Raw genomic sequence first — 19,645 nt, 5'->3', positions numbered from 1 at the left:
ATCAGTGCCGGATGCGGCGGAACGCCTCTTCCACGGCCTCGGCCGGCGGGTCCTCCAAGTGGATCATGTGGCCGGGCGTGCCGTCGAGGACGACGAAGCGCAGCATGTTACCTCTTGCCTTCTTGTCCTTGTGCATGAGCGCGAGCACGTCCTCGAACGAGCCGCCATTCCACGAGATCGGCAGTCCGAGCGAGCTGAGCAGCGCGCGATGGTAGTCGACGAGCTCCTGGTCGATGTAGCCGAGCTGGCGCGCCAGTTCGGCCGCGTACACGCATCCCACGGCGACCGCGTTGCCGTGGCGCCAGCGGAAATGCTCGAGCTTCTCGATGGCGTGGCCCAGCGTGTGCCCGTAGTTGAGGAACTCGCGCTTGCCCTTCTCCTTGAGGTCGGCGGACACATGGTGCACCTTCACCGTCACCGTGCGTTCGATGAGCTCGGAGACCACTTCTTCCAGACCGGAGCCTAGGAAGGACGCGCCGTCGAACGCGCGCAGCTCGTCGGCGTGCTCCTCGAGGATCCGCAGGATCTCCGTGTCCTCGAGGAAGCCGGATTTCGCGACTTCGCCGAGCCCTTCGATGAAAATGTCGTTGGGCAGCGAGGCGAGCGTCTTCGTGTCGGCGAGCACTCCGGCGGGCGTGTAGAAGGAGCCGACGAGGTTCTTGCCGGCCGCCGTGTTGATGCCGGTCTTGCCCCCGGTGGAGGCGTCGACCATGGCGAGCAGCGAGGTCGGGCAGTTCACGTATCGGATGCCGCGCATCCACGTGGCGGCGATGAACCCGGCGAGGTCGGTGGCCGCCCCTCCGCCCACGCCGACGATCGCGTCGGAACGGGTGAATCCCTCATCGCCGAGGCGGCGCCACACGCCATCGGCCACGTCGACGGTCTTTCCCGCCTCGGCGTCGGGCACGACGATGTCGACGACGTCGTAGCCGCCCTGCCGCAGCAGCGTGCGTGCACGATCGGAATGGCGTTGCACCGGCTGGGTGTGGATGAGCGCGACCTTGGCGACCTTGTCCCCCAGCACGTCGGCGAGATGGTTCATCGCCCCCTCGCCGATCACCACGTCGTAGGGGTCGATAGCGGCGCCGGTCACGTGGACCGTGCGTTCGGTAATCATGTCCATCACCTTCCTCGCCGCCATCTGCGGCGTCTGCCTGCGTGTGCGCACATGCACGTTCGCGACTTCGCGGAACACGGGGTCGCGTTGCCTGTACAGCTTTTTCCACCGCGCGTTCGCGTCCCCGTTGAGCATGGGCCGGCCGCCGCCGCGGTTGGCGCGTTCCATCGCCTCGTGCGGGTCGGCGTCGAGATAGACGACCCGTCCCCCGTCGGCGATGTAGTCGGCCAGCGCGTCCTGGGTGGACGGCGTCATCGGCGCGCCTCCGCCGAGCGAGAAGATGCCGTCGAAATCCTCCAGGTAGTCGGCGATGAGATCGGCCTCGACCTCGCGGAAGGCGGGCTCGCCGTACCGTTCGAAGTATGCGGGGATCTTCATCCCCACCTCGCGTTCGATCTCGACGTCCGCATCGGCGAACGGCAGGCGCATCAGATGCGCCACCTCCTTGCCGACCCGCGTCTTGCCCGCGCCCATCATGCCGATGATGACGGCGCGCGGGCGGATGACCCCCCGCCTCACCGCATGTGCTCCGGCCAGGAGGCGAGGTAGTTCTCACAGTTGCGTCGCGTTTCGGCGACGTTGTCCCCGCCGAACTTCTCCAGCGCGTACTTGGCGAGGGTCAGGCGCACCATCGCCTCGGCCACGACGGAGGCGGCCGGCACGGCGGTCGAATCGGAACGCTGGTTGATGGCCTGCGCGGCCTCGCCGTTGGCCACGTCCACGGTGCGCAGGGCGCGCGGGATGGACGGAATCGGCTTCATCGCGGCACGCACGCGGATCGGCTGGCCGTTGGACATGCCTCCCTCGATGCCGCCGGCGCGGTTGGTCAGACGGGTGATGCGCCCGTCCTCGCCGGGCACCATCTCGTCATGCGCGACGGAACCCGGGCGCACGGCCTCGAGGAAGCCGTCGCCGATCTCCACGCCCTTGATGGCCTGGATGCCCATGACGGCGGAGGCGAGGGCGGCGTCGAGACGGCGGTCGGATTCCACGTAGGTGCCGATGCCGGCGGGCACGCCGTAGGCGATGACCTCGATGACGCCGCCGACCGTGTCCGCGTTCGCCTTGATCTCGTCGATGCGCCTGATCATGCGTTCCTCGGCGGCCTTGTCGAGCGTGCGCACCGGGGAGGCGTCGAGTGCGGCGATGTCGTCCGGGGTGGGCAGAACGGCGTTGTCGGCATCCTCGACGCCGGCGCCGCCGATGGAGATCACGTGGGCGACGGTGCGGATGCCGAACGCCTGCTCGAGGAATTTCGCGGCGATCGAGCCGAGCGCGACGCGCGAGGCGGTCTCGCGCGCGCTGGAACGTTCGAGCACCGGTCGGGCGTCGTCGAAGCCGTACTTGCGCATGCCGGTCAGGTCAGCATGGCCCGGGCGCGGGCGGCTCAGCGGCGCGTTGCGCCCCTCGCGCGGGATCTCGTGGTCGAGCGGGTCGGCGCTCATCACCTCGGTCCACTTCGGCCACTCGGTGTTGGCGATCTCGACGGCGATCGGGCCGCCGAGCGTGGAACCGTGACGCACGCCGGTCAGGAGCCTGACCTTGTCCTGCTCGAACTTCATGCGCGCGCCGCGGCCGTATCCGAGACGGCGGCGGGCCAGCGCGTCCACCACGTCCTGGCTGGTGACGGACACCCCCGCAGGCAGTCCCTCGATCATCGCGACCAGCGCCTCGCCGTGCGACTCCCCTGCCGTCTGCCAACGCAACATATCTTCGCTCCTCCATGGTCATACGCCGCCCGCCGGTGCGGTTCCGCACGGTCCGTGGACGGCTTGCGCGTTCGTAACTAGGGGTTAATGTTAAGGCATGCCATACCTGTACTGTCTGCCGGGTCTCATATGCGGCCTCGCCCTCGCCGTCGAGGACGTGCGCCGCCGGCGCGTGCCGAGGGCATGGGCGGCGGCCGGCTGCGGACTGCAGCTTGTGGCGGACATGGTCTGGGCCGCGCTGTCCAACGATTTCTTCGCGGTGTTGCAGGCCCTGCTGTTCACGGCCCTATGCGCGGGCGTCCAGCTGCTGCTCGCGTTGGCGAGGCCCGGCGCGCTGGGCTTGGGGGACGTGACGGCGATGCTGCCGTTGGGATTGGCCGTCGGAGCGTACGGTCTGATCCACGTGGCCGTCTGGTGGCTGGCGATGGGGGTGCTGGGCCTGGCGTTCGTGCCGTTGTGGATCCGGTTCGACCCGCATCGGGGTGATGCGCGCGCGGGCAAGGCGCCGTTCGTGCCGGTGATCGTGACGGCCGCGGTCATCGCCGTGGCGGTGTGACCCCGTCGATCGGCGGCGATGCCGATGCGACAGGGCGACGCGCCGCCGCTCCCCTCGACGCGATTCAAGGCGAAGGCGATACGCGAATCCCCGCGTCCCGCCTGTGCGGGATCGCGGGGATTCGCATCGCAATACGCCCGCCGGCGGCTCAGTTCGCGTCGGCGTTGTTGTTCTTGTACTCCTGGACGTACTCGTTGAAGGTGTCCTCGTCGTCGGTGAACTTGGTCTCGCCGGTCTGGAGGTTCACGGTCACGAAGTACAGCCAGTTGCCGTCCTCCGGGTTGAGCGCCGCCTGGATCGCGTTGTCGCCGGGGTTGGAGATCGGGGTGGGCGGCAGACCCTTCTGGATGCGCGTGTTGTACGGGTTCGACGCGTCGTCGAGCATGGCCTGCGTAATGTCCGCGGACTTCACGTTGTTGCCGTAGGCGACGGTGGAGTCCATGCCGAGCGTCATGCCCTTGTCGAGGCGGTTGAGGATGACGCGCGTGACCTTGCCGTAGTATTCCTTCGAGTTCACCTCCGCCTCGGCGATGGAGGCGATGTTGAGGATGCGTTCGCGTTCGTCCCCGGTGGGCGCGCCCAGCTCGTCGAGCTTCGCGATGCGCTTGTCGACCATCATCTTGAGGATCTCACGGGCGGACTTCTTCGATTTGACGTCGTACTGGCCGGGTTCGAGCCAGCCTTCGAACTTGCCCTTCGCCTCGGAGGGCAGGACGCCGTCCCCGCCGCCGTCGACGACCGACTGGAATTCGGATTCGTCGATGCCGGACAGCTTCGCCGCGTTCTTGATCACGTCGGAGAGCCGTTCGCCCGACTTCACGTCAAGGAAGCCGGTGGCCTTGGTCTGGTCGGAGAGGATGGCGACCACGTCGGCGGACTGCATATGCTTCTGCAGCTCGTAGGTGCCCGGGTAGAGGGTCGCGGAGTTGGCGGAGACCGTGGCGGCGAACGTGTCGGCGGATTTGACCACCTTGTCCTTCACGAGGTTCTTGCCGATGGTGAGCGAATCCTGCCCCTGCTCGATGGTGAAATAGACCTTGCCGAACGGGCTTCCCGAAAACTCCTGCGTGGTGCGCGCATTGTACTCGTTCACCCTGCGGATGGCATCGAGACGACGGTAGCCGAAGAAGCATCCGACGCCGATGAGGGCGAGGACCACGAGCACGGCGACGATGACGATGACGCGCTTCTGCCTGCCCTGCCGGCGCCTCTTGCGCATCTCCTTACGCGATTTCGGCGGACGCGGGGGTTCCACGGCGGGCGCGGCCGAGTTGCCGGAGACCTTGAGCGCGTTCTCCTCGAAGAAATCGTTGAAGCTGTCGGACATCACTTCTCCCTATGCTCTTTGCGATCCAACGCGGATTGCAGTATCACGACGGCGGATTGCTGGTCCACCACCGGCCGGTGGCGCCTGCCCGTGATGTTCGCGTCGCTCAGCTGGCGATGCGCGCTCACCGTGGTCAGTCGTTCGTCCATCAATTCTACGCTTGGTGTCGCATTCAGCCGGATCTCGCCCTCGTCGCTCATGCGTTCGATGCGTTTGACGAGGTTCGCCGCCCACCGGCGCGCCTTCTTGGCGCTTTTGCCCTCGTCGCCGTTGAGCAGCAACGGCAATCCGATGACGACGTGGTCGACCTGTTCGTCCTCGATGACGTAGATCACATCGTCCAATGCGCGGAACGAATCCCCATAGGCCTGTATGTTGCCAATGGGGTGTGCGAAGGTGAGCTCCGGGTCGGACAATGCCAGTCCGACCCGGGCGTCACCCAAATCAATGCCGAGCCAGGTCAAACGGCTCAGCCCTTCTGCGCCTCGTGCTCGAGCGCGGCGATCGCGTCGTCGATCTTCGACGCGTCCGCGCCGCCGCCCTGGGCGAAGTCCGGCTTGCCGCCGCCACCGCCGCCGAGGACCTTGGAGGCGCCTCGCACGAGGTCTCCGGCCTTGATGCCGAGCTTGCGGGCCGCCTCGTTCGTGGCGACCGCGACCATCGGCTTGTCGTCGGCGCTCACGCCGGCGAGGGCCACGACGACCGGCGACTCCTCGCCGAGGCGGGAGCGCACGTCGAGCACGGTCTTGCGCAGCGCGTCGAACGAACCGAAGTGGCCGACGTTCTTCGCGGCGACCTTAACGGGCGCATGGGAGGACTGCGCGTGCTTCACGAGCTCGGGGACGGCCGCGGCGAGTTGGCTCTCGTACATGGCGGCCAGTCGGCGGTCGGACTCCTTGAGCTTGGCGAGCAGCGCGTTGACGCGCTCGGCGAGCTCGTCCGGACGGGCGTTGAGCTTGTCGCTCAGCTGGGAGACGAGTGCGTGCTCGCGGGCGTTGAACTCGTAGGCGCCGGCGCCCACCACGGCGTCGACTCGGCGCACGCCGGAGCCGATGGACGACTCGGACATGATGTTGATGGCGCCGATCTTGCCGACGTGGTCGACGTGGGTGCCGCCGCACAGCTCACGGCTCCAGCCGTCCTCGCCGATGGACACGACGCGCACGATGTCGCCGTACTTCTCGCCGAACAGGTGCATGGCGCCGAGGGCGATGGCGTCGTCGAACTTCATCTCCTTGGTGGTGACGACGAGGTTGTCACGCAGACGGTCGTTGACGCGCTCCTCGACGGCGCTCATCACCTGCTTGGTCGGGGCCTTGGACCACTGGAAGTCGAAGCGCAGGCGGTTCGGGGCGTCCTCGGAGCCGCGCTGGGTGGCCTGCGGGCCGAGCTCCTCGCGCAGCGCCTTGTGCACCATGTGCGTGGCGGTGTGCGAGCGGGCGATGGCGCCGCGGCGCGCCAGGTCGATGCTGGCGTTCACCTGGGTGCCGACGACCAGCGTGCCCTCGGTCAGGCGGCACTGGTGGACGATGAGGTCCTTGATCGGCTTCTGCACGTCGTCGACCTCGAGCACGGCGCCGTCGTCGGACAGGATCTCGCCCTGGTCGGCGAGCTGGCCGCCGGCCTCCGCGTAGAACGGGGTGCGGTCGAGCACGACCTCGATGTTGGCCGGGCCGGTGACGGCGGGCACGGAGCCCTTGCCCTCCTGCATGATGCCGAGCACGGTGGCGCGGGCGGACATGTCGGTGTAGCCGAGGAAGTCGATCGGCTTGGCGAGCGTCTTCTTGAAGTCGTCGTAGACGGACAGATCCACGTTGTGGCGCTTCTTGAGCGCATCGGCGCGGGCGCGGCCCTTCTGCTCGGCCATGAGCTCACGGAACTTGGCCTCGTCGACCTTCACGCCCTGGTCGGCGGCCATCTCGAGCGTGAGCTCGATCGGGAAGCCGTAGGTGTCGTGCAGCTTGAAGGCGTCGTCTCCGGAGACGACGGCCTCGGCGCCGGAGACGGAGTCCTTCTTCGCCTTCTTCACGGCCACGTCGAGGATCTCGATGCCGGAGGTCAGGGTGCGGCGGAAGGCGTCCTCCTCGCCGTACGCGGACTCGCTCACCTCGTGGAAGGTCTTGTTGAGCTCCGGATAGCTGGGCTCCATGGCGGCCTTGGAGGTCGGGAACAGGGTGGGCAGCACCTCGTTTTCGACGCCGAGCACGCGCATGGCCTCGATCGTGCGGCGCAGCAGGCGGCGCAGCACGTAGCCGCGGCCGTTGTTGGACGGGCGCACGCCGTCGGACATGATCATGAGCGCGGAGCGCACATGATCGGCCACGACGCGGAACTTGACGTCCATCGCCTCGTCCTCGCCGTACTTGCGGCCGGAAAGGCGTTCGGCGGCCTCGATCACGGGGAAGACCTCGTCGGTCTCGTAGATGTTGTTCTTGCCCTGCAGCAGGTAGGCGAGACGTTCCAGGCCGGCGCCGGTGTCGATGTTCTTGTTCTCGAGTTCGCCGACGATGTGCAGGTCGGTCTTCGACTTGACGTTGTCGACCTCGTAGTTCTCGAACACGAGATCCCAGATCTCGATGTAGCGGTTCTCGTCGGCGATCGGGCCGCCCTCCTTGCCGAAGGCGGGGCCGCGGTCCACGTAGATCTCGGAGCAGGGGCCGCCGGGGCCGGGACCGCCGGTGGTCCAGAAGTTGTCCTCCATGCCCATCTTCTGGATATGCTCGGGGTCGACGCCCTCGTTGACCCACATGGAGCGGGCCTCCTCGTCGTCGGTGAACGTGGTCATCCACAGCTTCTCCGGGTCGAAGCCGTAGCCGCCCTTGTCCTGCGGGGAGGTGAGCAGCTCCCACGCGTAGTGGATGGCCTCCTCCTTGAAGTAGTCGCCGAAGGAGAAGTTGCCGATCATCTGGAAGAAGGTGCCGTGGCGGGTGGTCTTGCCGACCTCGTCGATGTCGAGCGTGCGCACGCACTTCTGGTTGGAGGCCATGCGCTTGTGGGGCGGGGTCTGCTCGCCCATGAGGTACGGGATGAACGGGACCATGCCGGCGATCGTGAACAGCGTGGTCGGGTTCGGCGAGATCAGGGACGCCGAGGGGACGACCATGTGGTCGTGCGCCGCGAAATAGTCGAGGTAGCGCTTCGCGATTTCTGAGGTGCGCATAAGCGGGTGGAACTCCTTGTTGTCTGTTGATGGTGCCCTGGGCATGGGATGCCATGCCGCGGAACGTCTTGCGGCCGTAACCGTTCTACATCATGCGTGTTCCGCCCGTACGGTGCGGGCGGAACACGGTGCGTGCCGTCTCAGCGGCCTTCGCCGATGTACTGTCTGTTCAGCTCAGCCTCGCGGGCTCGACGGGTGGCGTTGAACTCGTTGACCAGCCCTTCGAGCGTCCTGACGCCGACGTGGTCCTGATCGGGGCCGAGCAGGAACTGGCGTGCGGTGTCGGGGGTGTTGGCCCTGACATAGGCCTGCGCCTTGGTGACGGCGATCACTCCCAGGGAGAAGCCCAGCCCGACCCAGAAGATGCGTTTGAACATCACTCCCCCTTGGCCTGGCCGGCGGGGGCGTCGGCGGACTGTCGGTCGATGAAGGACCGCGCGGTGGACTTGAGCGCGTAGGCGGCGGAGGCGACCTTGATGACCGGCTTGCCGAGGAAGGAGCCGTACAGGTCCGTGAGGGCGCCGACGTTGTTCGCGGTGGTCGAGGCGGCGGCGGAGATCCTGTTGACGTCCTCCAGCGACTTGTTGACCTGCTTGACGGTGGTGACGCCCTCGTCAAGCGCGGGGATGGCGTGCTCGCCGGACTCGCGGACGGTGTCGGCGATCTGGTCGAACAGCTTGCCCAGACGGATCAGCGGATAGATCATGAACCCGGCGAGCACGGCGAACGCGATCGCGGCGATCAGCCCGGCGATCTCTCCAACTCCCATAGTGCCTCCTACTTACGCAGTTACCCGCACAAGAGTATCACTTGCCGTACGACACGATGTCGATCGCCTCGGAGAACGGCTTGGCGGTGTCGAAGTCGATGAGGGTGACCGATCCGTTGGCGGGTCTCTCGCTCAGGTCCAGCCCGTCCCCGCCGAAACGGTGCCCCAGGCTCAGCAGGGTGTTGCCATGCGAGATCTGCAGCACGTGGTCGCCGTCCCTGAGCGCGGGGTTGGAGGCGATGATGGCGAACGCCCCTTCGACGCGTTCCCAGTACTCCGCGTCGGATTCCGCATCGTGGAACGGGTCGGCCTCCTTGAGGAAGTCGCGGGTGGCGGCGAGGCCGAACCTCTCGACGATGTCGTTGTAGCCCTTCGCGCCGTGGGGCCCGCCTGCGGCGGTCCAGGCCAGGGACATGTCCTGCCCTTCGAAATAGCCGTAGCACTGCTCCCGGAAGTGCATGTCGGCGACGAGCTCGGGGCGGCGGTGCCCGGCGGCCTCGTTGATGTCGAGGATGCGTTTCGCGGTGATCTCGGCGCGGGAGGTGTCCGAGCAGTATGCGGCGGCGAAGTCGAGGCCCTCGAGCCTGTGCCCGGCCTTGTCGGCGTCGGCGAGTCCGGCGGCGGTGAGCGGCGCGTTGCACCAGCCCTGGAGACGGTTGTACTTGTTGAACGTGGTCTGCCCGTGGCGGACCAGATGCAGGTGGAGGATCATGGTCCCACTCTACAACGGGGCGGCGGGAACGGCGACGCCGACGCCGACGGCCCGAAACGCGGAAACCCCGCGTCCCAAACGGAACACGGGGTTTCGACGGTATGTCCTTGACTGTATATGGATACAGAAGTGGGCCCGGATCAGCGGGCGTAGAACTCGACCACGTACTGGATGTTGACCTGCACCGGGACCTCCTCGGCCTCCGGCTTGCGGGTCAGCGTGGCCTTGAGGGAGGCCAGGTTGACGTCCAGGTAGCCCGGGACCGCGGGCAGCACGTCGCGGTGCACGCCCTCGGCGGCGATCTGGAACGGGACCATGGTCTGGCTCTTGGCCTTGACCTGGATGGTCTGGCCCGGCTTGACACGGTAGGACGGGCGGTTCACGATGTTGCCGTCGACGAGGATGTGACGGTGGGTCACGAACTGACGGGCCTGGGCGGTGGTGCGGGCGAAGCCGGCACGCAGGACCAGGTTGTCGAGGCGGACCTCAAGATCGGACAGCATGGCGTTGCCGGTCTGGCCGGCGGTGCGGGTGGCCTTCTCGTAGGCGGCGCGCAGCTGCTTCTCGGACACGCCGTACTGGGCGCGCAGACGCTGCTTCTCGCGCAGACGCACCGCGTAATCGGACTCGGTGCGGCGGCGGGTGCGGCCGTGCTCACCCGGAGCGTACGGGCGCTTCTCGAAGATGCGCTGGGCCTTCGGGGTCAGGGCGATGCCGAGGGCGCGGGACAGGCGCACCTGACGGCGGGAACGCTGAACGTTCGTCATTGTTCTTCCTTTATCTTTCTGTCGTTATCTGAACGGAACGCGGCGCCACGTATGACGGTCGCGCTGAGTCGGGCCTCTCCAACGCTTCGTCGTGATTGCTCACGAGCGGCCGTATCATTCGGATTCCTGACGATTCCGGCTGCCGACCCGTTGATGGGCTAAGACTCCAGATGACATCCGCCTTGCGGCAGACACCAATCGTCTAATCTACACCCATGCCCGGGACAACGTTCCGGCGTCCATACGGTACACCGTGTCGGCGTAGCCGATCGCGTCCGCGTCATGCGTGACCATGAGCACTCCGGCACCGGCGTCCGCACGTTCGCGCAGCAGCCGCATGACCGTCGTGGTGCTGTCCGCGTCAAGGTCGCCGGTCGGTTCGTCGGCGATGATGAGCTTCGGATCGTTGATGAGGGCACGGGCGATCGACACGCGGCGCATCTCGCCGCCGGACAGTTCACGCGGATAGCACCCCGCGAGGTCGTCGACGCCGAGTCGTTCCAGCAGCCGCATCGCGCGGTCGACGAGCGGATCGCCGTCCTCCTCCCCGTCTTCGCGCTCCCCCACGCTTGGTCCCGTCCCGTCCGCCGTGTCCGGGAAGAAGGTGGCGGGCAGAATCACGTTGTCGAGCACGGGCAGGTTGCCGAGCAGCGTCTGCTCCTGCGTGACGAATCCGATGGTCCGGTTGCGCAGGAGCGACAGCCCGCGGTCGTCGAGGTCGGCGACGCGCGCGCCGTCCACCTCGACGGATCCGCCGGTGGGCCGCACGAGTCCGGCGACCATGTTGATGAGCGTGCTCTTGCCGTTGCCCGAGCGCCCGACGACGGCGACGAACCCGCCCGCGTCCAAGTCGAGGTTCACATGGCTCACCGCGTCGAACGGCTTGCCGCGCCGCGTGAAGCTCCGGGTCAGGTCGTCGATGCGCAGCAGCGGGGTCGTGCCCGGGTCTCGCTTCTCCGTTTCGACCGTCATGTCAGCGTCCCTCCTTGAGGATGATGTCGGCGTCGCCGCGGGAGATCCTGCCCATGACGGCGAACGACGAGACGACGCCCACCACCGTGGAGCAGGCGATGGCGAGCAGGGCGAGGCCGATGACCGTCCAGGGCCCGGCCTGCAGATACGGCAGTTGGAGCCTGCTGCCGATGAGCGCGCTGAACGGCAGGATGCCCAGAGCCCCCAAGGCGACGCCGACCACGCCTCCGGCCGCTCCGATGACGGCGGCCTCCTTCGCGATGACGCCGTCGACCATGCCGCGTGTGGCGCCCATGATGCGCAGCGACGCGAATTCGCGTTTGCGCTCGTTGGCGCTGGCCGCGAACACGGCGAGCAGGACGATGACGCCCATCGCCCACAACGCGGCGACGAACGCCGCCATATAGCCGGTCAGCGCGTCCAGCGCGGTCTTCGTCGCCGCGGTCACGCCTCCCGGGTACACGTATCCGAGATCGGCGAACCGCGTGTCGAGCCGTTTGATGTTCGCGGCGACGGTCTGCGGATCGTAGCCGTCCTTCACCTTGATCATCACGGTGGAGACGGCCTTGTCCGCGTATTCCTCGGGCATGACGCGCTTGGAGACCGCGGCGGACGCTTCGACCATGTCGGGCACGGTACGCTGGTTGATGAACACGGAGTTGTCGAGTCCGGTGCCGGTGTTCGCGAGTTGGGCGACGACCGGCCAGCTGCGTCCGTAGAGTTCGATGGTGCCGTCCACGGAGACGTTGACGTTCGCCCCGGCGACCATCTGCCCGTCCTCCAGCTCGCCTTGGAACTGGGAGGCCACCCACGGCGCGATGACGAAGTCGGTGTCCGGGTCGTAGCCGATGATCTGGAGCTTCTCCTCGCAGCATGCGGCGGCGAGCGATGAGATGTAGGTCTGTTCGGTGGCCTGTGCGATGCCGTCGGCGCGTTCCACCTTGCGCGCGATGTCGCGGGTGAAGTAGAACGTGCTGGAGTTCGAGCCGGTGAGCAGCGCCTCGGCCTGGTTCGCGCTGTTCTGCGGCACGACCATGAGGTCGGCGCCGAGTCGGCGTTCCATGCTGCGCATGCCGTTGCCGAGATTCATGCCGAGCATGGTACCGCCGAACAGGGCGATGGAAAGCACGGTGACGACGGCGAGCAGCGCCATTGTGCGCAGGGGTTTGCGTGCGAGGTTGGCGAGGGGAAGGCCGCCGAGCGTGACGTGCGTGTCCATGGTGTCGGTGCGTCGCGTCGTCACGCGCGGGTGCGGGAGTCGAGCCATGCGCCGGCCGCCGCGAAAACGACGGCGAGCACGCCGAGCACGATGAGCGTCGGCAGCATGACCATGCGGCAGTGCATCATCGCGCCCGGGCAGATGCCGATGAGGAACGTGGGCACGGCAAGCAACAGCAGCGCGTTCGCGATGACGGCGATGTTGAGGCCGACACGGGTCTTCGGCCCGGAGAACAGAGCGACGACGCCGAGGACGAGGATCACGGCGCCGATGCCCGTGGCCGCCTGCTGGGACCAATGGCAGGCGCCGAACGTGCCATGCCCCCGGCATGCGTGGGCGAAGGTCTGCGGCGCGATGGCGGTCAAGGCGCCGAGGACGATGGCGGGCGCGGATGCGATGAGCTTGTTCTTCATGCTTCTCTTTCTCTGTGTGCGGTTCGTGCGAAAGGCAACGTGTCGCATTATGGGCGGGCGCCGTATGAAAAACAAGTCTTGATTTTCACGTGTATGTCTGATAAGGGTCGGAGTTTCCCGATGGCCGAGCCGTCAAGCGGACGGCCCGGTGGGGCGTCCGTAGGCGAGGCGGGCGGCGACGGCCGCGAAGGACGTCTATCGGGAAGCGGTCAGAGCTTCTCGATGGGCGCCACACGCAGCATGAGGCGTTTGACGCCGTCGGAGCCGAAGTCGACCGTGATCACCGAGTTGCGACCCCGGTCCTGCAGGTCGACGACCTTGCCCATGCCGTACCGGTCGTGGGTGATGCGGTCCCCGATCGAGAAGTCGGCGATGTCGAGCCCGTTGTCCTTCGCGAGCGAGGAGGCGGGCACCGACCTGCCGGAGCCGGCGTTCTTCGGCGCGACGCGCCTGGTCGACACCTTGCCGCTGCGTGACGACGGGGACGAACCGTGGCGGGACCCCGACCGCGCACCGGAGGACGAACCATAGGAGCGGGAGCCGGAACCATTCGACGACGTTCCCCGGGAGGAGCCGTACGACGAACCGTACGTCCCCGAGCCGTACGACGAGCCATACCGGCCGGAACCATAGGACGAAGAACCATAGGAGCGGGAGCCGTACGAACCGTACGAACCGGAACCGCCGAACGTGGGACCGGAGGAGAAATCGTCGCCATCCTCCCATCCGCCGAATTCGTCGTCGCTCCCCCACGCGCCGCGCATGCGTTCGACGCCGGCCTCGCGCCGCTTCCAGTCGATGAGCCCCTCGGGGATCTCGTCGAGGAACTGGCTGGGCGGCATGTCGGCGGCCTGCCCCCACTGGGAGCGCACGGCCGCGCGCGTCAGGTAGAGACGGCGCTTGGCGCGCGTGATGCCCACGTATGCCAGTCGGCGCTCCTCCTGCAGCTCGCTGGTGTCCTCCATGGAGCGCGAATGCGGGAACGTGCCCTGCTCCATGCCGGTGAGGAACACCACCGGGTATTCGAGGCCCTTCGCCGTGTGCAGGGTCATCAGCGTCACCTTGCCGGAGTCCTCGCCCTCGCCGGGCAGCTGGTCGGAATCTGCGACGAGTGCGGTGGTCTCGAGGAACCCGGCGAGCGTGGCGTCGGGCGTCTTCTGCTCGAACTCGGCGGCGGTGGACTGCAGCTGCGACAGGTTCTCGACGCGCGATTCGTCCTGCGGGTCGGTGGATTTGCGCAGCTCTTCGAGCAGTCCGGACTTCTCGAGCACCTCGGCGACGATCTCGCTGGGCCTGGCGTCGTTGGCGCGGGCGAACGCAGATAGTCCTCCCATGAGGTCACGGAACGCGTGCAGCTGGTTGAGCGTGCGCGTGGGGATGCCTTCGATCTCGTCCATGTGCATGAGGCCGGCGAAGAAACTCGCCCCGTGGGCGCGCGCGTAGTCGAGGATGATGCCTTCGGCGCGCGCGCCGAGGCCGCGCTTGGGCACGTTGAGGATGCGCCGCAGGTTCACGTCGTCGTCCGGGTTGACGATGGCCTGCAGATAGGCCATGGCGTCCTTGACCTCGCGGCGTTCGTAGAACTTGGTGCCGCCGACAAGCTGGTACGGCGTCCCCGCGTTGATGAGCGCCTCCTCGAGGGAGCGCGACTGCGCGTTGGCGCGGTACATGACGGCCATGTCGGAGTAGGCGATGCCTTCCTCGGCGTGCAGGCGCGTGATCTCCGTGGCGATCCAGAGCGCCTCCTGCTGCGCGTTGTCGGCCGCGTAGCCGACGATCGGCTCGCCTTTGCCGAGCGCGGTCCACAGCTTCTTCGGCTTGCGGCCCTCGTTGTTGGAGATGACGGCGTTCGCCGCGTCGAGGATGGTCTGCGTGGAACGGTAGTTCTGTTCGAGCATGATGGTCTTCGCGTTCGGGAAGTCCTGCTCGAAGTCCTGGATGTTGCGGATGTCGGCGCCTCGGAAGGCGTAGATGGACTGGTCGGAGTCGCCCACCACGGTGATCCACGCCGGTCCCTGGCGCCCGGCGGTCGGCCCGGCCTGCGCGGACATGGCGGGCGCCGTCTCCCCCGCATCGACCCCGGCGAGCTCGCGCACGAGCACATACTGCGCGTGGTTGGTGTCCTGGTACTCGTCGACGAGGATGTAACGGAACCGGTGATGGTAGTACTCGGCGACCTGCGGATGGTCGCGCAGCAGCTCGACGGTGCGCACGATGAGATCGTCGAAGTCGACGGCGTTCGCCAACGCCAACCGGTGTTCGTATTCCGCGTAGACGACCGCGTAGAGCGCCTCGATGTCGCCGACGGCGCCGAATTTGTAGCCGCGCTGCCCGGGTGTGAAGTCGGGCGCGTACTGCGCCAGCTGCGTCTTCCATCCGATGAGCTGGTTCTTGTAGTCCGAGATACGCCCGAGTATCGACCGCGGGGTGTAGCGCTTGACGTCGATGTTGAATTCCGTGGCGATGATCTTCACGAGCCGCTCGGAATCGGCGGAATCATAGATCGAGAAACCGTTGGACAGCCCGATCTCCTTGCCGTCGCGACGCAGGATGCGCACGCAGGCGGAATGGAAGGTGGAGACCCACATGCGCTGCGCGACGGGGCCGATGAGCGTCTCGAGGCGCTCTCGCATCTCGGCGGCGGCCTTGTTGGTGAACGTGATGGCGAGGATCTGGCTCGGCCATGCCCGGAACTGGCTCAGGATCCACGCGATGCGGCGGGTGAGCACGCGCGTCTTGCCGGAGCCCGCGCCCGCGCCGATGAGCAGCGCGGCCCCACGGTACTGCACGGCCTGCGACTGCTGCGGGTTGAGGTCCCCCACCAGCTCCTCGGCGCTCCTCGCGATGACCTCCGGCTCGTCGTACACGGCGTCCCTCCCCTGCATGTCGTCCTGTCCGTCGCACAATGGCGACATTCATATCTACCATATGACGCGGTCAGCGTAAGCTGGTGCCGAAACGTCACCCATGATTAAGGGAGAATTCACATATGCAGGAGCTCGAAGAGCGAATCCAGCGCGAGGGAACGGTCAAGCCGGGCAACGTGCTCAAGGTCGACGCCTTCCTCAACCACCAGTGCGACGTGACCCTGTTCGACCATATGGGCGCCGCGTGGGCCGAGCATTTCGCGGGCCGCACGATCACGAAGATCCTCACCATCGAGGCTTCGGGCATCGGCATCGCCTGCGTGGCCGCGCGCCACTTCGGCGGCGTGCCGGTCGTGTTCGCCAAGAAGGCGCAGTCCATCAACCTGGACGGCGACCAGTACACCACCACCGTCTACTCCTTCACGAAGCAGAAGGAGTTCCCGGTGATCGTCGCGAAGAAGTACCTCAACGCCGGCGACCACGTGCTGCTCATCGACGATTTCCTGGCGAACGGCAAGGCGCTGCGCGGTCTGATCGACCTGTGCGAATCGGCCGGCGCGGTCGTCGAGGGCATCGGCATCGCCGTGGAGAAGGGATTCCAGGGAGGCGGCGACAAGCTGCGCGGGGAAGGCTACGACGTGGACTCCCTCGCGATCGTCGAAAGCATGGACGCCGAGACCGGCGACATCGAGTTCCGCCGCTGATTCATCCGTTCGCGCCCTCCCCGTGGCCGCACCGGCCCGGGGAGGGCGGTTCATGTCATAAGGACCGTTAGAGAGGACATCATGGAAGAGAAGAAGAACGCCGGGAGGGCCGGCATCTCGATGGAGGCGCTGACCTCCCTCGACGCGCCGGTCTCCTTCTGGAAGGGCATCCCCTTCGGACTGCAGCATGTGATGGCGATGTTCGTCGCGAACCTCGCCCCGATCTTCATCGTCGCCTCGGCGGCGAAGATGAGCGCAGCCCAGTCGGCCGCCGTCATCCAGGCCGGCCTGCTGGTGGCGGGCCTGGGCACCTGCCTGCAGCTGTACGGCGCGTGGCGCATCGGCTCGCGTCTGCCGATGGTGACGGGCATCTCGTTCACGTACGTGGCGGCCGCGGTCGCGATCTGCGCGGACAAGGGCTACGGCGCGGTCGTCGGCGCGGTCATGGTCGGCGGCCTGCTGGAGCTGGTGCTCGGCCTGACCGCGAAGTACTGGCGTCGTTTCGTGCCGCCGATCGTCTCCGCGATCGTCGTCACGTCGATCGGCTTCTCGCTGCTCAACGTGGGCGCGACGAGCTTCGGCGGCGGCAGCGGCGCGAAGGACTTCGGCTCGTGGCAGAACCTCACGCTGGGACTCATCTCGCTGGTCGCCTGCCTCGCGTTCCAGCTGCTGATGAAGGGCACGGCGAAGCAGCTGTCCGTGCTGTTCGGTCTGGTCGTGGGCTATGTGGCGGCCATCTGCATGGGCAAGGTCGATTTCTCCGGTTTCCAGGATCTCGCCATCGTCTCCGTTCCGCAGTTCATGCCGTTCAGGCCGGTGTTCGACTGGGGCGCGATCATCTCCCTGGGCCTGCTGTACGTGGTCTCCTCGGTCGAGGTGCTGGGCGACACGGCCGCCCTCACCAAGGTGGGTCTGAACCGCCTGCCCACGGAGAAGGAGACGGCGGGCGCGATCGCCGGCGACGGCCTCATCTCCTCCGTGTCCGGCCTGTTCGGCTGCCTGCCGCTCACCTCGTTCGCGCAGAACATCGGCCTGGTAGCGATGACGAAGGTCGTCAACCGCAAGGTGATTCTCTCCGGCGGCCTGATCCTCGTGGTGGCGAGCTTCGTGCCGGCCATCGCCGAGGTGTTCAACTCGCTGCCGCAGGCGGTGCTCGGCGGCTGCACGATCATGATGTTCGGCAACATCATCCTCTCCGGCTTCCAGATGATCGCCGAGGCGGGCTTCACGCAGCGCAACATCACGATCGCCGCGCTGAGCCTGACGATCGGCATCGGCTTCACGCAGGTGAGCGACATCTTCGACCAGTTCCCGGCGCTGTTCCAGCAGATCTTCGCCTCGAACTGCATCGCGGTCGCGTTCGTCGTGGCCGTGATCCTCAACGCGGTGCTGCCGAGCGAGGAGCATTTCCTCTCCGCGCCAAAGGAGGATTCCGAGGCCCGGGACTGACGGTTCCGGACCCGTCACCGGCCCCACGCCGGAAATGATATGGGTGTGCCCCGCAGACCGTGAACCGAACCGCACGGCTTGCGGGGCACACCCATATCCGGATATCGTCGGTCATGGAACGATCCGCCGACGACGAACGGAGGAATCATGGCAGACAAGGACGGGATCTACCCCGAGGTGGGGGCCGCGTTGGTGAAGGCCCGCAAGGAGGCGGGGCTCACCCAGGAGCAGCTCGCCGAACGTTCCGGCGTCTCGCGCATCACCATCGCACGCATCGAGAAGGCGCATATCAACCCGTCGTTCAAGTCGCTCGAGGCGCTCGCGCACGGCATGGGCCGCACGCTCACCATCAGCTTCGACGTGAAGGACTGACCTCCCGTCCTCCCCTCCGACGGCCTACGCCTCGCTTGCATCCTCCCGGACGGCCGCGTCGAGCGCCTCACGCCGCAGAAGCAGGAACCCGATCGCGCCGGCCACGATGGATGCGGCGAGGATCGCGGTCTTGGCGACGGCGGCGACCTGCGGGTCCGTGAAGGACAGGTTCGTCACGAAGATCGCCATGGTGAAGCCGACGCCGCCCAGAGCGGACACGCCCGCGATATGCCCCCACTGGACGCCGTCCGGCAGCCCGGAGACGCCGAGACGGACCGTAAGCCACGTGGACAGGAAGATGCCCAGCGGCTTGCCCACGAGCAGTCCCAGGAACACGCCGATGGCGACGGGGCTCGTCACGACCTCGTGCACGGACATGCCGGACAGCACGACGCCGGCGTTCGAGAATGCGAACAACGGCAGCACGAAGAAGTAGACGAAGGTGTGCAGGCTGTTCTCCAGACGGATGGTGGGAGGGATGGTGGCGCTGGAGACGCGGCGGATCGAGTAGACCTCGCGAAGGTATTCCTTCTGGGCCACGTCCGGCTCGCCCGGATCGTAGCGGTCCTCGGCCGAGCGCACCCGCTTCGCGAACCACGCCCCCACTCGGTCGAGCTTGATCTCGGAACGGGCCGGGATGGTGAGCGCGAGCATCACGCCGGCAAGCGTGGCATGCACCCCTGAGAACAGCACGCACACCCACAGGACGAACCCGACGGCGAGATACGGCTGCAGGTCGTGGATATGGCAGCGGTTGAACGCCACGAGCACGGCGAACGCCGCCAGGGCGGCGAGCAGCCACGGAAGGTTCAGGTCGGAGGTGTAGAACACCGCGATCACACCGATGGCGATCATGTCGTCGGCGATGGTGAGGGTGGACAGGTAGGCGCGCAGGCCGGCGGGCACGCGGCTGCCCAGCAACGCGAGCAGGCCCAGGCAGAACGCGATGTCGTTGGCCATGGGCACGCCCCAGCCGCCGGCATGCTCGCCGCCGGCGTTGATCGCCAGATAGACGAGCGCCGGAAGGACCGCACCTCCGGCCGCGGCGACGATGGGCAGCACGGCCTTGCGCGGCTCGGTGAGTTCTCCGGCGCGCATCTCGTGCTTGATCTCCAGCCCGACCATGAGGAAGAATAAGGCCATGAGGAAGTCGTTGATGAAATGCTCGAGGCTGATGTCGGCATGGAACGGCCCGACGGAGAAGGCGAGATGCACCGACTGCCAGAACTCGTTGAAGTACGGCAGCGCCGGCGTGTTCTCGATGGCGAACGCCGCCAGCGCGGCGCCGACCATGAGCATGGTCGCCCTGGTGGAGGAATGGGTGAACCGGACGAGCCTGCGCTTGCCCCTGTGGATTCTGACGACGCCCGGCTCGAGGATGCCCTCGTGGATGGGAGGGGTCTGGGTCATATGGGTGCTCCTGACTGCTTCGTGAATGGAGTCGGCCGCCGGGCATGACCGTTCGCATCATGTCCGGGGACCGCGAGGATTCAACCCATCCAGTGTACCGGCAGACCCGGTCGGGCCCATCG

Annotated in this window: 18 protein-coding genes; 4 read left to right on the top strand and 14 right to left on the bottom strand. The window is 66.9% G+C overall.

All coding sequences use genetic code 11. The annotated features are described in order from the left end of the window. Nucleotide 1 precedes the first annotated feature (1 nt). Both GFD21_RS02170 and aroC read right to left on the bottom strand, forming a co-directional pair. On the bottom strand, nt 2–1,636 hold the full coding sequence (locus GFD21_RS02170; protein ID WP_318643714.1) for a bifunctional shikimate kinase/3-dehydroquinate synthase: 1,635 nt from the start codon (nt 1,634–1,636) through the stop codon (nt 2–4). Then, a complete protein-coding gene (gene aroC, locus GFD21_RS02165; protein WP_163196281.1) occupies nt 1,633–2,826 on the bottom strand; it encodes a chorismate synthase in 1,194 nt (397 codons plus the stop codon). Before aroC ends, GFD21_RS02170 begins: the two co-directional genes overlap by 4 nt. Nucleotides 2,827–2,923: 97 nt before the next feature. Here aroC and GFD21_RS02160 point away from each other — a divergent pair, with 97 nt between their 5' ends. Beyond that, the gene (locus tag GFD21_RS02160) at nt 2,924–3,382 is read left to right on the top strand and encodes a prepilin peptidase (RefSeq protein ID WP_163196280.1); all 459 of its coding nucleotides are present in this window, start codon (nt 2,924–2,926) and stop codon (nt 3,380–3,382) included. A 148-nt stretch (nt 3,383–3,530) separates the two neighbouring features. On the opposite strand, the gene mltG is transcribed toward GFD21_RS02160, so the two are convergent. From mltG to GFD21_RS02105, 11 genes are all read right to left on the bottom strand, one after another. Next, a complete protein-coding gene (gene mltG, locus GFD21_RS02155; protein ID WP_163196279.1) occupies nt 3,531–4,709 on the bottom strand; it encodes an endolytic transglycosylase MltG in 1,179 nt (392 codons plus the stop codon). Continuing rightward, nucleotides 4,709–5,173: a Holliday junction resolvase RuvX gene (gene ruvX / locus GFD21_RS02150; RefSeq protein WP_163196278.1), complete on the bottom strand. Its 465-nt coding sequence runs from the start codon at nt 5,171–5,173 to the stop codon at nt 4,709–4,711. The genes mltG and ruvX overlap by 1 nt, the downstream gene beginning before the upstream one ends. 5 nt (nt 5,174–5,178) lie before the next feature. Continuing rightward, nucleotides 5,179–7,869 (bottom strand): alanine--tRNA ligase, encoded by a 2,691-nt coding sequence (gene alaS / locus GFD21_RS02145; protein WP_163196277.1) that lies wholly within the window; start codon nt 7,867–7,869, stop codon nt 5,179–5,181. A gap of 140 nt (nt 7,870–8,009) precedes the next feature. After that, nucleotides 8,010–8,246, bottom strand: coding sequence for a hypothetical protein (locus tag GFD21_RS02140; protein ID WP_163196276.1), 237 nt, complete (start codon nt 8,244–8,246; stop codon nt 8,010–8,012). Next, nucleotides 8,246–8,638, bottom strand: coding sequence for a DUF948 domain-containing protein (locus GFD21_RS02135; protein ID WP_163196275.1), 393 nt, complete (start codon nt 8,636–8,638; stop codon nt 8,246–8,248). Before GFD21_RS02135 ends, GFD21_RS02140 begins: the two co-directional genes overlap by 1 nt. 37 nt (nt 8,639–8,675) lie before the next feature. Next, complete coding sequence (locus GFD21_RS02130) at nt 8,676–9,350, bottom strand: histidine phosphatase family protein (RefSeq protein WP_163196274.1); 675 nt, start codon at nt 9,348–9,350, stop codon at nt 8,676–8,678. Nucleotides 9,351–9,490: 140 nt separating this feature from the next. Continuing rightward, entirely contained in the window at nt 9,491–10,117 is a 627-nt protein-coding gene (rpsD, locus tag GFD21_RS02125; RefSeq protein ID WP_163196273.1) for a 30S ribosomal protein S4, read from the bottom strand. A 207-nt stretch (nt 10,118–10,324) separates the two neighbouring features. Further along, the gene (locus GFD21_RS02120; protein ID WP_163196272.1) at nt 10,325–11,089 is read right to left on the bottom strand and encodes an ABC transporter ATP-binding protein; all 765 of its coding nucleotides are present in this window, start codon (nt 11,087–11,089) and stop codon (nt 10,325–10,327) included. 1 nt (nt 11,090) lies between these two features. After that, nucleotides 11,091–12,308, bottom strand: coding sequence for an ABC transporter permease (locus GFD21_RS02115; RefSeq protein WP_163196531.1), 1,218 nt, complete (start codon nt 12,306–12,308; stop codon nt 11,091–11,093). Between the two features lie 20 nt (nt 12,309–12,328). Then, nucleotides 12,329–12,721 (bottom strand): DUF4418 family protein, encoded by a 393-nt coding sequence (locus GFD21_RS02110; RefSeq protein WP_163196271.1) that lies wholly within the window; start codon nt 12,719–12,721, stop codon nt 12,329–12,331. A gap of 209 nt (nt 12,722–12,930) precedes the next feature. Next, the gene (locus GFD21_RS02105; RefSeq protein WP_163196530.1) at nt 12,931–15,588 is read right to left on the bottom strand and encodes an ATP-dependent helicase; all 2,658 of its coding nucleotides are present in this window, start codon (nt 15,586–15,588) and stop codon (nt 12,931–12,933) included. A gap of 122 nt (nt 15,589–15,710) precedes the next feature. Here GFD21_RS02105 and GFD21_RS02100 point away from each other — a divergent pair, with 122 nt between their 5' ends. The 3 genes from GFD21_RS02100 (at nt 15,711) to GFD21_RS02090 (ending at nt 18,113) form a co-directional block, all read left to right on the top strand. Continuing rightward, nucleotides 15,711–16,292: a xanthine phosphoribosyltransferase gene (locus GFD21_RS02100; protein WP_163196270.1), complete on the top strand. Its 582-nt coding sequence runs from the start codon at nt 15,711–15,713 to the stop codon at nt 16,290–16,292. An 81-nt stretch (nt 16,293–16,373) separates the two neighbouring features. Next, the gene (locus tag GFD21_RS02095; protein WP_163196269.1) at nt 16,374–17,741 is read left to right on the top strand and encodes a nucleobase:cation symporter-2 family protein; all 1,368 of its coding nucleotides are present in this window, start codon (nt 16,374–16,376) and stop codon (nt 17,739–17,741) included. Nucleotides 17,742–17,888: 147 nt separating this feature from the next. Beyond that, complete coding sequence (locus GFD21_RS02090; protein WP_163196268.1) at nt 17,889–18,113, top strand: helix-turn-helix transcriptional regulator; 225 nt, start codon at nt 17,889–17,891, stop codon at nt 18,111–18,113. A 24-nt stretch (nt 18,114–18,137) separates the two neighbouring features. Here GFD21_RS02090 and nhaA read toward each other — a convergent pair whose 3' ends face one another. Continuing rightward, nucleotides 18,138–19,523 carry a Na+/H+ antiporter NhaA gene (nhaA, locus tag GFD21_RS02085; RefSeq protein ID WP_163196267.1) on the bottom strand — a complete coding sequence of 462 codons (1,386 nt, stop codon included), beginning with the start codon at nt 19,521–19,523 and terminating at the stop codon, nt 18,138–18,140. Nucleotides 19,524–19,645 lie beyond the last annotated feature (122 nt).

Source organism: Bifidobacterium platyrrhinorum, assembly GCF_010667645.1.
GTDB classification, from domain to species: domain Bacteria; phylum Actinomycetota; class Actinomycetes; order Actinomycetales; family Bifidobacteriaceae; genus Bifidobacterium; species Bifidobacterium platyrrhinorum.
This window is presented reverse-complemented; position numbering and strand designations above follow the sequence as displayed.

Coding starts and splice junctions, on each gene's coding strand:
- GFD21_RS02130 (WP_163196274.1), bottom strand. CDS start 9,350: ATGATCCTCCACCTGCATCTGGTCCGCCACGGGCAGACCACGTTCAAC.
- nhaA (WP_163196267.1), bottom strand. CDS start 19,523: ATGACCCAGACCCCTCCCATCCACGAGGGCATCCTCGAGCCGGGCGTC.
- GFD21_RS02135 (WP_163196275.1), bottom strand. CDS start 8,638: ATGGGAGTTGGAGAGATCGCCGGGCTGATCGCCGCGATCGCGTTCGCC.
- GFD21_RS02090 (WP_163196268.1), top strand. CDS start 17,889: ATGGCAGACAAGGACGGGATCTACCCCGAGGTGGGGGCCGCGTTGGTG.
- GFD21_RS02140 (WP_163196276.1), bottom strand. CDS start 8,246: ATGTTCAAACGCATCTTCTGGGTCGGGCTGGGCTTCTCCCTGGGAGTG.
- GFD21_RS02115 (WP_163196531.1), bottom strand. CDS start 12,308: ATGGACACGCACGTCACGCTCGGCGGCCTTCCCCTCGCCAACCTCGCA.
- GFD21_RS02095 (WP_163196269.1), top strand. CDS start 16,374: ATGGAAGAGAAGAAGAACGCCGGGAGGGCCGGCATCTCGATGGAGGCG.
- GFD21_RS02100 (WP_163196270.1), top strand. CDS start 15,711: ATGCAGGAGCTCGAAGAGCGAATCCAGCGCGAGGGAACGGTCAAGCCG.
- alaS (WP_163196277.1), bottom strand. CDS start 7,869: ATGCGCACCTCAGAAATCGCGAAGCGCTACCTCGACTATTTCGCGGCG.
- GFD21_RS02120 (WP_163196272.1), bottom strand. CDS start 11,089: ATGACGGTCGAAACGGAGAAGCGAGACCCGGGCACGACCCCGCTGCTG.
- GFD21_RS02160 (WP_163196280.1), top strand. CDS start 2,924: ATGCCATACCTGTACTGTCTGCCGGGTCTCATATGCGGCCTCGCCCTC.
- GFD21_RS02110 (WP_163196271.1), bottom strand. CDS start 12,721: ATGAAGAACAAGCTCATCGCATCCGCGCCCGCCATCGTCCTCGGCGCC.
- aroC (WP_163196281.1), bottom strand. CDS start 2,826: ATGTTGCGTTGGCAGACGGCAGGGGAGTCGCACGGCGAGGCGCTGGTC.
- rpsD (WP_163196273.1), bottom strand. CDS start 10,117: ATGACGAACGTTCAGCGTTCCCGCCGTCAGGTGCGCCTGTCCCGCGCC.
- mltG (WP_163196279.1), bottom strand. CDS start 4,709: ATGTCCGACAGCTTCAACGATTTCTTCGAGGAGAACGCGCTCAAGGTC.